Below are 11,601 nucleotides of genomic sequence, written 5' to 3'. Positions count from 1 at the left end.
AAGAAGCAAGAAAGCGCGAATTTTATGAAAAACCTAGCGTAAAGCGCAAGAAAAAGTCTGAAGCTGCTAGAAAACGCAAATTCTAAAAGAGGGTGGATTTATGAGTCTTCTTGAGCGACTTAACCAAGATATGAAGCTATATATGAAAAGCCGTGAGAAAGACAAACTGACTGTCGTTCGAATGGTTAAGGCTTCACTTCAAAACGAAGCAATTAAGCTTAAGAAAGACAGTTTGACCGAGGATGAGGAACTCACTGTCCTTTCTCGTGAACTTAAGCAACGTAAAGACTCCCTCCAGGAATTTTCAAACGCTAATCGTTTAGATTTAGTAGATAAAGTTCAAAAAGAGCTGGACATTTTAGAAGTTTATTTACCACAGCAGCTATCAGAAGAAGAGCTGCGTACAATCGTAAATGAAACCATTGCGGAGGTCGGTGCGAGCTCAAAAGCGGACATGGGCAAAGTGATGGGGGCAATTATGCCTAAAGTAAAAGGTAAAGCTGACGGAAGTTTAATTAATAAGCTTGTGAGCAGTCAACTGTCTTAAATGGCGAAGAAAAGGACATCTTTCTAAGAGAGATGTCTTTTTTTATACATAAAAAAATGAAACCTTTGATACATTTGTTACGTATGAAGAGAAGGCACTTACTATACGAGGAAGGAGGGATACATCGCCCTTGCTTCAAACAAAAGGATTCCGAGCGGCTCTTTTGAGCATATTTCTACTATCATTATTAGGAGTTCAGCTGCACACAAAAGCAGAAAAACAAACCGTCTACGTCATTCCCGTTGAAAAAAATGTCGAACAGGGTCTCGCCTCGTTTTTGTCACGTTCGCTACAAGATGCAGAGGCTCAGCATGCAAACCATATTATTCTTGATATTAACACACCGGGAGGACTGGTGAAATCAGCTATTGATATAGCGGACACGATCAACGAAACGGATATCCCGATAACTGCTTATGTAAACAAACGGGCATTGTCTGCTGGTGCATATATCGCGTTACAGGCTGACGCCATTTATATGGCGCCCGGAGGAAAGATGGGAGCCGCGGCGATCATAGACGGTAAAGGCAATGCTGCTGACAAAAAAGCTGAATCATTCTGGCTTGCGGAGCTGGAAGATGCCGCAGCTAAAAACAACCGTGATCCAAAATATGCGCGTGCCATGGCAGACCCTGATGTAGATGCAAGAGAAGCGGGCGCGCCGAAGGGAGATCTGCTTACGCTGAATGCGGAAAAAGCTGTTGACGTAGGCTATTCAGAAGGAACTGTTAACAATCTATCCGCGCTTGTGAAGAAGCTTGGATACGAAGATGCACATATCAGCTATGCTGAAGAAAGCTTTGCAGAAAAGGCAGCAAGGTGGCTGACCAGTCCGATTGTTGTTCCTATTTTATTGACAATTGCCTTTTTAGGTCTTACTGTTGAGCTTTTTTCTCCTGGTGTCGGTCTGCCTGGAACAGCAGGATTGATCGCTTTGATCCTGTTTTTTTACGGACATCTTGCAACGGGTCTTGCCGGATATGAAACGGTTCTCCTCTTTATAGCAGGGGTGATTCTGATCCTGATGGAGATATTCCTCCCCGGAGGAATCATTGGTTTACTTGGCTTGGGAGCAATTGTTGCGAGCTTATTTTTGGCCGCGGGAAGCTTCACAGTCATGGCGGTTTCTCTCTTGATCGCCTCAGCTGTTTCCATTACAGCTTTCATTTTACTGACAAGGGTGTTGGGAAAGCGTATGAAATTCTTTAAGAAATTTATATTAAATGATTCTACAAATACAGAGAGCGGTTATGTATCAAACCAAACGCGCACGGACTTAATCGGCAAGGAGGGCGTGACCTTTACGCCGCTGCGTCCCGCGGGAACCGTCATTATCGATGACGAACGTCTTGATGTGGTATCTGAAGGATTATTTACAGAGAAAGATAAAAAAGTAAAAGTAATCAAAGTGGAAGGCTCGCGCATTGTCGTGAGAGAAATTTAAACAGAAACGAGGAGAAGTAGCATGGACCCATCAACATTAATGATACTGGCTATTGTCGTAGTAGGGATCATTGTCTTAGCTGTATTTTTTACATTTGTACCTGTTATGCTCTGGATTTCAGCTTTAGCAGCCGGAGTTAAAATCAGCATTTTCACTCTAATAGGGATGAGGCTTCGCCGCGTCATACCGAACCGGGTGGTTAATCCGCTGATTAAAGCGCATAAAGCGGGACTCGACGTTGGAACAAACCAGCTTGAAAGCCACTATCTTGCCGGAGGGAATGTAGATAGAGTCGTTAACGCACTTATCGCAGCTCAGCGTGCTAATATTGAGCTTACATTTGAACGCTGTGCAGCCATCGACCTTGCCGGCCGTGATGTATTGGAAGCCGTGCAAATGAGCGTTAATCCGAAGGTCATTGAAACACCGTTTATTGCAGGTGTTGCTATGGACGGAATTGAAGTGAAGGCGAAAGCGAGAATTACAGTAAGAGCCAATATCGACCGCCTTGTCGGGGGTGCGGGTGAGGAAACGATTGTAGCCCGTGTAGGCGAAGGGATCGTCTCTACAATCGGTTCATCCGAAAATCACAAAAAAGTGCTGGAGAACCCTGATATGATTTCTCAAACGGTTCTCGGTAAAGGCCTGGATTCAGGAACCGCCTTTGAAATTCTTTCGATTGATATTGCTGATGTTGACATTGGTAAAAACATCGGGGCGATCTTGCAGACGGATCAGGCAGAGGCCGACAAAAATATTGCACAGGCCAAAGCCGAAGAACGCCGTGCAATGGCTGTTGCTCAAGAGCAGGAAATGCGCGCACGTGTAGAAGAAATGCGAGCTAAAGTGGTTGAAGCCGAAGCGGAAGTGCCGCTTGCGATGGCCGAAGCCCTGCGCGAAGGAAATATCGGTGTCATGGACTACATGAATATTAAAAACATTGATGCAGACACAGATATGCGTGATTCATTCGGTAAATTAACGAAAGACCAATCGGATGAAGACCGCAAATCATAATCTCTCTATGCAGAAGGGAGAATAGTGATGGAAGATATACTGACGAATCCGCTTGTTATTGCAGCGATTATCGGAATTATTTCCACGATTTTCGGCAAAGTGAAAAAAGAAGAAGAAAAAAACAATCAAAATCAAAAAAGAAAAAAGCCGCAGACAATGAAACCTGCTTCTGTTCAAACTAAACAATCAGCTGAAGAAACGCCAGCACCTATTCCAAACCGCTTGGAACAGATGAGACAAGAAGCTGAAGACAGACGGAAGGAAACGGAAAGAAACCTGAAAGGGCTTGAGCGGGATCTTACTGCCGCCAAACATAAAGCTGTGTATACCAAGCAAAAACTGCTTCAGGTCAATAAAGACACTGTGGTGCAAGGCATCGTCTTAGGCGAGGTATTCGGTCCGCCAAGGGCAAAAAAACCTCATCACACAATGCGAGCAGCCCGCAAAAATTAAGTGTTAGAACCCTCTTTCAAATCATACATATGAGATGAAAGGGGGTTCTTTTTGTATGGGGCAAAGAAAGAATCGTTTAAAAGCTTGGCTGACAAGAGCATTGGAAATTCCCCCGGACGTTATGATGGATCTGCCGCGGATCACAATGGTCGGCAGACTTCATATCTACATAGAAAACCACAGAGGCCTTCTGCTGTTCAGTGAGAATGAAGTGAGGCTGATGCTTAAGCAGGGCCAGTGCATCATATCTGGAAAAAACTTTGTGATCAAAGCGATTCTTCCGGAAGAAATACTTTTGGAGGGTACGATTGATGTCGTTCGATATGTTGAGTCATAAAGCCGAGGGGGAAATGTTGTGAAAAATAAATGGCTGTCTTTTTTTGGTGGTAAGGTCCAGCTTGAAGTGACGGGACGAGGCATTGAACGGCTCCTTAATGAATGCACAAGAAGAGGGATTCCGATCTTTCATCTGAAAAAAAAGAAAGAAGCCGTCTTGTTATATATACAGCTTCAGGATGTACATGCCTTTCGGCGTGTCAGAAGAGAATTTGACTGTAAAGCCCGTTTTATCAATCGAAAAGGATTCCCGTTCTTATTGCTGAAATCCAAACTGAATTTAGGTTTCACGATTGGTTTTGCGCTTTTTTTTATCCTTTTGTTTTTGCTCTCCAATATGGTGTGGAAAATTGAAGTGACTGGTGCAAAGCCTGAAACGGAGCACCAAATGATGCAACATTTAAAGGAAATCGGCGTCAAAAAAGGGCGATTGCAATTTTTAATGCAGTCTCCCGAAAAAATACAAAAATCGTTAACCAACGGAATAGACAATATCACGTGGGTCGGAGTCGATTTGAAAGGCACGACCATCCACATGAAAGTTGTAGAGAAAAATGAGCCTGAAAAAGAAAAGTATGTCAGTCCACGCCACATTGTCGCCAAAAAGAAAGCAACCATTACAAGAATGTTTGTCCAGAAAGGACAGCCTATGGCCGCAATCCATGATCATGTGGAAAAGGGGCAAATGCTTGTCTCCGGCTTAATCGGAAGCGAAGATGAGCAGCAGGAAGTCGCCTCTAAAGCTGAAATTTACGGCGAGACTTGGTACAGATCTGAAGTAACAGTGCCCCTTGAAACATTATTTAACGTCTATACGGGCAAAGTAAGGACAAAGCACAAGCTTTCTTTTGGCTCATGGGCTTTCCCAATCTGGGGGATAACGCTTAAAAAAGAAGAATTAAAACATCCAAAAACAGAACAAGAGAAGCATTCGCTTCATTTTCTCGGTTTGGAGCTCCCTGTTTCTTATATCAAAGAGCAAACGAGAGAAAGTGAAGAGGCTTTGCGAAAATATACGAAAGAAGAAGCAGTTCAAGAAGGAATCAAAATGGGTAAACGGGATGTAGAGAGTAAAATAGGCGAGGACGGCGAGGTGAAAAGTGAAAAAGTTTTGCACCAGACAGTCGAGAATGGTAAAGTAAAGTTGATTATTCTCTACCAAGTTATAGAAGATATCGTTCAAACCACACCTATTGTCAGGGAGACTGAAGAATGACAGAACATTTACTTGCGATGAATCAAAAACTGAAAAGCCCGGACGAAGCGCTTTCACTGTTCGGGAATCAAGATTCTTTTTTGACACTGATGGAGAAAGATCTGGATGTAAATATCATTACGCGAGGCGAAACGATTTATATTTCAGGCGATGAAGAATCGTTTCAGATTGCCGACAGGCTGCTGGGATCACTTCTCGCATTAATTCGCAAGGGGATAGAGATCTCTGAACGTGATGTGATTTCCGCCATCAAGATGGCAAAAAAGAATGAACTTGAATATTTTGAAAGCATGTACGAAGAAGAAATTACAAAAAACGCAAAAGGCAAATCGATCCGTGTGAAAACCATGGGACAGCGGGAATACGTAGCCGCCATGAAACGAGATGATCTTGTATTTGGCATCGGCCCGGCAGGAACTGGAAAAACGTACCTTGCTGTCGTAAAAGCAGTCCACGCATTGAAAAACGGACATATTAAAAAAATCATTTTAACAAGACCTGCGGTAGAAGCCGGTGAAAGCCTCGGTTTTTTACCAGGTGACCTCAAAGAGAAAGTAGATCCTTATTTGCGCCCGCTGTATGACGCTCTTCATGATGTGCTTGGAACAGATCATACAGAACGGCTGCTGGAAAGAGGAGTCATTGAAATCGCTCCGCTCGCTTATATGAGAGGCCGGACGCTTGATGATGCCTATGTTATACTTGATGAAGCACAGAACACTACGCCTGCCCAGATGAAAATGTTTTTGACGAGACTGGGTTTTGGCTCTAAAATGATCATTACAGGTGACGTTAGCCAAATTGATCTGCCGAAAGGCGTCAAATCGGGACTTGCAGTAGCGAGAGAGATGCTGAAAGAAATCAACGGCATTTCTGTGATTGAACTGGACCAGACAGACGTGGTCAGACATCCGCTTGTTGCGAAAATTATTGAAGCATACGATAAGCAAAATTAATCCTGAATGACCCGATCGCGCGTTATCGGGTCATTTTTGCTTATGAGCTTGATTTTCTAGAGGAGGTTCTTGTGTTGAAAAAGAAGGGGAAGACCAAAAGCGGCTCAAAAAAGTGGCGCGGCTTTAAAAATGCCCGTTCCATGCATGTACTGCTGTATCTTCTGCTGGCTGCGATTATGTTCGCATTGCTTTTTGTACATGTGAAGCCGGAAACGCTTGATTTAGACCTGTTTTCAGTCAGCGACAAGACCATTTATGCTCCGGCAACCGTGGAAGATCAAAAAGCGACAGAGGAAAAAAAGCAAGCTGCTGAGGATGCGGTCGAAGATCAATATACCTTAAAGAAAGATTATACAGACAATCGAATTGATCTTGTGTCATCGATATTCGACAGTATCAGTGAAGTGAAAAAATCAGCAGAAGAAGACAGCAGTTCACCATCAGAAAAAACAATGATTAAGTCGGTGAAAAATAAGCTGACGTCAGATGTGAATGATTCTATATCAGAGGATGCCATCAAGACTTTGCTGAAGGCGGACCATGAAGATTTTTCATTTGTCAGAGATACTGTCATAACAGCAGTAAACTCAGTGATGAGCAGTGAAATCCCGTCGGATAAATTATCTGAAGCAAAAGATAAAGTGCAAAAAGAACTGAAGAGTAATTCTATCCCGTCTAAATATTTGGGAGCCGCCACGGAAATCGGGCGTTACGCCATTATTCCGAATTACGTCTTCGATCCAAAAGCAACAGAGGCAAAACGCCAGGAAGCGTCAGACAATGTTCAGCAGGTTCAGATCAAACAGGGGCAGGTGCTCGTGGAAGAAAATGACCTCATTGATCGGGAAGTGTACAGAAAACTTGAGCTGACCGGATTGTTAAATAACTCCAATTTGTTCAAGCCGATTAGCGGCCTTTTGATTATGATCGGGCTTTTCATTGCTACACTCGTTTACTATTTCGAAAAACAGAATCAAAATCTGAAATTCAAAAACCAGTCGATCCTATTATTCTCCATTATTACAACGCTTTTGCTTGTTATTATGGAGGTTGTCAGTTTATTTCAAAAGATGGAATATAACAATATTGGCTATCTTGTTCCTATTGCGGCCGGTGCAATCTTAATCAAGCTGCTGATGAATGAACGGATCGCTATTTTAGGAAGTATCATTCTTGCGATTTGCGGAAGTATGATGTTTAATCAAGGTGTGACAGGAACATTTAATTATGTCATTGGTATTTATTATTTGATCAGCGGTATTTCCGGTGTTTTGTTTTTAGGAAAACACAATGGCAGATCAAAAATTTTGCAGACCGGGCTTTTTGTGGCGTTTATCAATATGATTGTGGTTCTATCTCTATTATTGATTCAAAACACCGCGCTGTCAGGCTTGGAAATCGGGACGCTCATGCTGATGGGGGTTGTGTCGGGATTTGCTTCCTCCGTATTAATTATCGGGCTTATGCCGTTTTTTGAGACAGGTTTCGGCATTTTGTCCACAATGAGGCTGATCGAGCTGTCCAACCCTAACCATCCGCTGCTTCGAAAAATACTGACAGAAACACCAGGTACATATCACCATAGCGTCATGGTAGCCAATTTGTCAGAGGCCGCCTGCGAGGCGGTAGGGGCAAATGGTTTGCTTGCAAGAGTCGGTGCGTATTATCACGACCTCGGAAAAACAAAGCGGCCGCAATATTTTATTGAAAATCAAATGAATATTGACAATCCGCATGATAAGCTTTCTCCGCAACTCAGTAAAAATATCATTATTTCGCATACCACTGACGGGGCGAATATGCTGAGGAGCTATAAATTTCCAAAGGAGCTTGTGGATATTGCTGAGCAGCACCACGGGACCTCTCTTTTGAAATTCTTTTATTATAAAGCGAAAGAAAAAGGCGATCAGATTACAGAGGAAGAATTCCGTTACCCGGGACCGAAGCCGCAGTCAAAAGAAGCCGCGATTATATCAGTGGCAGACAGTGTCGAAGCGGCTGTCAGATCGATGCATAATCCAAATCCTGAACGAATTGAAAAGCTTGTCCGGGGCATTATATCCGATAAGCTTCAGGACGGACAGTTTAGTGAATGCGATTTGACATTTAAAGAGCTTGATACAATCGCAAAAACGCTTTGTGCAACATTAAAAGGAATTTTCCACTCCCGGATTGAATATCCGGAGGCTACTAAGAAGGTGAAATAGATGAGTTTATTGATTGATATCGTAGATGAAACCGGAAGTGTCTCTGAAGAGATGCTTAAAGAAGTAGAAAATCTGCTTCAATTTGCCGCTGAGCGCGAAGGAGTTCAGGACCAGGCTGAGGTTTCTGTCACGATCGTTACCAATGAAGACATTCAGCAGATCAATAAAGAGTATCGGGGAAAGGATACGCCGACAGACGTCATCTCTTTTGCTCTTGAAGAAGAGGGAGAAGACGAAGTTGAAATTGTCGGTGCTGAAATGCCGCCGGTTCTAGGTGACATTATCATCAGTGCAGATCGTACAAGAGAGCAGGCTGAAGAATATAACCATTCTTTCAAGAGAGAGCTTGGCTTTCTAGCGGTACATGGATTCCTGCATCTTTTAGGATATGACCATATGACGAAAGAGGAAGAAGAGGAGATGTTTACTAAGCAAAAGGATTTGCTGGACGCCTATGGACTCAAGAGATCATAGAAATGAGCTGAAGCGATTCCTAATGAGCTTCGTGCACGCAGGGCGGGGCATATGGAGAACGGCGCGGACGGAGCGGAATTTTCAATTTCATGCCGCGGCTGCCTGCGCCGTTATCATTTGCGGTTTTCTCGTTAATCTTAGCCTGACAGAGTGGGCTATTATTTTTCTTTTGATTGGCGGAATGCTTTCACTGGAGCTTTTAAATACAGCTATTGAACACACGGTTGATTTAGTAACAGATAAACATCACCCGCTTGCTAAGGCGGCTAAGGACGCTGCTGCCGGGGCTGTTTGCGTTTTTGCCGTGATTTCGTGTATTATTGGTTTACTTATTTTTTTGCCAAAGCTGTCTGGCTGAAAATTCTTACATTTATTTTACATTTTTAGAAATGGGCGTGAAAAAAGGAGCGCCATTATGTAAAATATAAAGTGATAGCGGTACCATTATAGGTAAGAGAGGAACATGTACACATGAACAGACAGAAATTGATAACAGAAGCTTTAAAAGCGCGTGACATGGCATATGCACCGTATTCCAAGTTTAAAGTAGGAGCCGCTCTTCTTACCAAAGATGGAAAAGTGTACAGAGGCTGCAATATAGAGAATGCGGCATACAGCATGTGCAACTGCGCTGAGCGTACCGCTTTATTTAAAGCTGTTTCTGAAGGCGATACTGAGTTTCAGATGCTGGCAGTAGCTGCTGACACCCCGGGACCAGTATCACCGTGCGGAGCCTGCCGGCAGGTGATTTCTGAGCTCTGCACAAAGGACGTTATTATCGTGCTGACCAATTTACAAGGACAAATACAAGAAATGACTGCAGAAGAATTATTGCCAGGCGCATTTTCATCGGAGGATTTACATGACGAACGAAAGCTTTAAATCAGGATTTGTATCCATTATCGGAAGACCAAACGTAGGAAAGTCTACTTTTTTGAACAGAGTGATCGGCCAAAAAATCGCGATCATGAGTGATAAACCCCAAACAACAAGAAATAAGGTGCAAGGGGTATTAACGACAGGCACATCACAAACGATTTTTATTGACACACCAGGAATTCATAAGCCTAAGCATAAGCTTGGGGACTTTATGATGAAAGTGGCGCAAAATACATTAAAAGAAGTCGATTTGATCTTATTTATGATCAATGCTGAGGAAGGCTATGGTAAGGGCGACGAGTTCATTATTGAGAAATTACAGAATACCTCGACACCTGTTTTCTTAATCGTAAACAAAATTGACAAGATCCATCCTGATCAATTGCTTCTGCTAATTGACGAATACCGCAAGCGATATCCTTTTAAGGAAATTGTTCCGATCTCTGCATTAGAGGGAAATAACATTGAAACATTGCTGGCGCAGATTGAAGCATATTTGCCTGAAGGTCCGCAGTTTTATCCGAGTGATCAGGTGACCGATCATCCGGAGCGCTTTATCATTTCTGAGCTGATCAGGGAAAAGGTGCTGCATCTGACAAGGGAAGAGATCCCGCACAGCATTGCGGTAAGCATCGAATCGATTAAAGGGCAAGACAACGGATCCGTGCACGTGGCGGCAACAATTGTGGTCGAACGGGATTCTCAAAAAGGCATTGTCATCGGGAAAAAAGGCAGCCTGCTGAAAGAAGTCGGAAAAAGAGCGAGAGCGGATATCGAGGCCCTCTTAGGTTCCCGCGTCTATCTAGAATTGTGGGTAAAAGTGCAGAAAGACTGGCGTAACAAAATGTCCCAGCTTCGCGACTTCGGCTTTAAAGAGGATGAATATTAATCACTTGCTGTGTCATTATCTCACATGAACAGGGATACATTAGCAAATTTTGTTTAACATGAAATGGAGGACATCTGGTCAAGATAAAGGTAAGAATTTGGAGTTTAGGTAAGCTAGTTTAACTACAGAAAGGTGGGTTTCTTGTGTTGAATTTTACCTGGAACGTATTTTCTCAAACAGGAAATGTTGATACGTATCTTCTTTTTAAAGAACTGGAAAAAGAGAACATGGAAAGACCCGAAGAACTAGAAGATGAGCTAGCCCGATTTGATTTTCCAATTTTATAGACCTCTTGACCGCTCCTGTTTTAGGAAGGTGCGGAAATGCTGACAAAATGTGAAGGAATCGTTCTTCGTACCAATGATTACGGAGAGACGAATAAAATTGTTACTTTACTGACAAGAGAACACGGAAAAATAGGTGTTATGGCCAGAGGAGCCAAAAAACCGAACAGCCGTTTATCAGCAGTCAGCCAGCCCTTTTTGTATGGTTCATTCTTAATGCAGAAAACAACAGGCCTCGGAACCCTTCAGCAGGGTGAAATGATCCTCAGCATGAGAGGCATCAGAGAGGATTTGTTTTTAACTGCATATGCAGCTTTTATTGCTGAGCTCGTTGACAAAGGCACAGAAGAAAAAAAACCAAATCCCTATTTGTTTGAATTTATTTTAGAATCCTTTAAACAGCTTGACGAAGGAACAGACCCGGATGTTATTACTTTCATTGTTCAAATGAAGATGCTTGCTGTGATGGGACTGTATCCTGAGCTTAATCACTGTGTGCATTGTAAAAGCCAGGATGGGACATTCCATTTTTCTGTTCGCGATAACGGTTTTATTTGCCACCGCTGCTTTGACAAAGACCCTTACAAGGTGCCGATTAAACCGCAAACGGCAAGGCTTTTGAGACTGTTTTATTACTTCGATCTTTCAAGGATTGGCAATGTGTCTTTAAAGCAGGAAACGAAAAAAGAATTAAAGCAAGTTATTGACTTGTACTACGAAGAATATTCAGGGGTTTATCTGAAATCGAAGCGTTTTTTAGATCAAATGGAGAGCATGAAACATCTTATGGGTGAAAACAAAAGTTGACATATGGCCCATCTTTTTATATGATCATTTATTATAAAATATGTTGCAGTGAGAGAAAGAAGTACTTGCGTTTACCTCATAAAAGCGACCTT

Annotated in this window: 15 protein-coding genes and 1 other annotated feature (1 of these 16 running past the window's edge); all 15 genes read left to right on the top strand. The window is 42.8% G+C overall.

The window, feature by feature from the left end:
• Positions 1-86: 30S ribosomal protein S21 (gene rpsU / locus CJU60_RS06795; protein ID WP_095713310.1), on the top strand; the 86-nt coding region annotated here is incomplete at its 5' end.
• A gap of 14 nt (positions 87-100) precedes the next feature.
• Positions 101-547, top strand: a complete 447-nt coding sequence (locus CJU60_RS06790) for a GatB/YqeY domain-containing protein (protein ID WP_010334989.1) — start codon at positions 101-103, stop codon at positions 545-547.
• A 130-nt stretch (positions 548-677) separates the two neighbouring features.
• The gene (locus CJU60_RS06785; protein WP_095713298.1) at positions 678-1,991 is read left to right on the top strand and encodes an NfeD family protein; all 1,314 of its coding nucleotides are present in this window, start codon (positions 678-680) and stop codon (positions 1,989-1,991) included.
• A 21-nt stretch (positions 1,992-2,012) separates the two neighbouring features.
• Entirely contained in the window at positions 2,013-3,008 is a 996-nt protein-coding gene (floA, locus tag CJU60_RS06780; RefSeq protein WP_024122095.1) for a flotillin-like protein FloA, read from the top strand.
• Between the two features lie 27 nt (positions 3,009-3,035).
• Positions 3,036-3,461, top strand: coding sequence for a hypothetical protein (locus CJU60_RS06775; protein ID WP_095713297.1), 426 nt, complete (start codon positions 3,036-3,038; stop codon positions 3,459-3,461).
• Between the two features lie 55 nt (positions 3,462-3,516).
• A complete protein-coding gene (yqfC, locus tag CJU60_RS06770; RefSeq protein WP_024122093.1) occupies positions 3,517-3,798 on the top strand; it encodes a sporulation protein YqfC in 282 nt (93 codons plus the stop codon).
• Positions 3,799-3,816: 18 nt separating this feature from the next.
• Positions 3,817-5,013, top strand: a complete 1,197-nt coding sequence (gene yqfD / locus CJU60_RS06765; RefSeq protein ID WP_024122092.1) for a sporulation protein YqfD — start codon at positions 3,817-3,819, stop codon at positions 5,011-5,013.
• Positions 5,010-5,969: a PhoH family protein gene (locus CJU60_RS06760; protein WP_095713296.1), complete on the top strand. Its 960-nt coding sequence runs from the start codon at positions 5,010-5,012 to the stop codon at positions 5,967-5,969. Before yqfD ends, CJU60_RS06760 begins: the two co-directional genes overlap by 4 nt.
• A 71-nt stretch (positions 5,970-6,040) precedes the next feature.
• Entirely contained in the window at positions 6,041-8,176 is a 2,136-nt protein-coding gene (gene pgpH, locus CJU60_RS06755; protein WP_095713295.1) for a cyclic-di-AMP phosphodiesterase PgpH, read from the top strand.
• On the top strand, positions 8,177-8,650 hold the full coding sequence (ybeY, locus tag CJU60_RS06750) for an rRNA maturation RNase YbeY (RefSeq protein ID WP_010334982.1): 474 nt from the start codon (positions 8,177-8,179) through the stop codon (positions 8,648-8,650).
• A complete protein-coding gene (locus CJU60_RS06745) occupies positions 8,631-9,008 on the top strand; it encodes a diacylglycerol kinase family protein (RefSeq protein ID WP_024122089.1) in 378 nt (125 codons plus the stop codon). The genes ybeY and CJU60_RS06745 overlap by 20 nt, the downstream gene beginning before the upstream one ends.
• Positions 9,009-9,121: 113 nt before the next feature.
• A complete protein-coding gene (cdd, locus tag CJU60_RS06740; RefSeq protein WP_024122088.1) occupies positions 9,122-9,532 on the top strand; it encodes a cytidine deaminase in 411 nt (136 codons plus the stop codon).
• Positions 9,513-10,418, top strand: a complete 906-nt coding sequence (gene era / locus CJU60_RS06735; RefSeq protein ID WP_044154513.1) for a GTPase Era — start codon at positions 9,513-9,515, stop codon at positions 10,416-10,418. Before cdd ends, era begins: the two co-directional genes overlap by 20 nt.
• Positions 10,419-10,561: 143 nt before the next feature.
• Positions 10,562-10,705, top strand: a complete 144-nt coding sequence (locus CJU60_RS06730; RefSeq protein WP_024122087.1) for a YqzL family protein — start codon at positions 10,562-10,564, stop codon at positions 10,703-10,705.
• A gap of 36 nt (positions 10,706-10,741) precedes the next feature.
• Positions 10,742-11,509: a DNA repair protein RecO gene (recO, locus tag CJU60_RS06725; protein ID WP_095713294.1), complete on the top strand. Its 768-nt coding sequence runs from the start codon at positions 10,742-10,744 to the stop codon at positions 11,507-11,509.
• 39 nt (positions 11,510-11,548) lie between these two features.
• Positions 11,549-11,601, top strand: a binding site (T-box leader) (it continues 122 nt past the right edge of the window).

This window comes from Bacillus sp. 7705b (genome assembly GCF_002289525.1).
Lineage (GTDB): Bacteria > Bacillota > Bacilli > Bacillales > Bacillaceae > Bacillus > Bacillus halotolerans.
Note: the sequence above shows the minus strand (reverse complement) of the source record. Positions and strands in the feature narration are given on the sequence as shown.

Excerpts from the sequence above, each read along its gene's own strand:
- CJU60_RS06775 (WP_095713297.1), top strand. The coding sequence starts at position 3,036 with ATGGAAGATATACTGACGAATCCGCTTGTTATTGCAGCGATTATCGGA.
- ybeY (WP_010334982.1), top strand. The coding sequence starts at position 8,177 with ATGAGTTTATTGATTGATATCGTAGATGAAACCGGAAGTGTCTCTGAA.
- yqfC (WP_024122093.1), top strand. The coding sequence starts at position 3,517 with ATGGGGCAAAGAAAGAATCGTTTAAAAGCTTGGCTGACAAGAGCATTG.
- CJU60_RS06760 (WP_095713296.1), top strand. The coding sequence starts at position 5,010 with ATGACAGAACATTTACTTGCGATGAATCAAAAACTGAAAAGCCCGGAC.
- recO (WP_095713294.1), top strand. The coding sequence starts at position 10,742 with ATGCTGACAAAATGTGAAGGAATCGTTCTTCGTACCAATGATTACGGA.
- cdd (WP_024122088.1), top strand. The coding sequence starts at position 9,122 with ATGAACAGACAGAAATTGATAACAGAAGCTTTAAAAGCGCGTGACATG.
- CJU60_RS06745 (WP_024122089.1), top strand. The coding sequence starts at position 8,631 with ATGGACTCAAGAGATCATAGAAATGAGCTGAAGCGATTCCTAATGAGC.
- floA (WP_024122095.1), top strand. The coding sequence starts at position 2,013 with ATGGACCCATCAACATTAATGATACTGGCTATTGTCGTAGTAGGGATC.
- CJU60_RS06790 (WP_010334989.1), top strand. The coding sequence starts at position 101 with ATGAGTCTTCTTGAGCGACTTAACCAAGATATGAAGCTATATATGAAA.
- era (WP_044154513.1), top strand. The coding sequence starts at position 9,513 with ATGACGAACGAAAGCTTTAAATCAGGATTTGTATCCATTATCGGAAGA.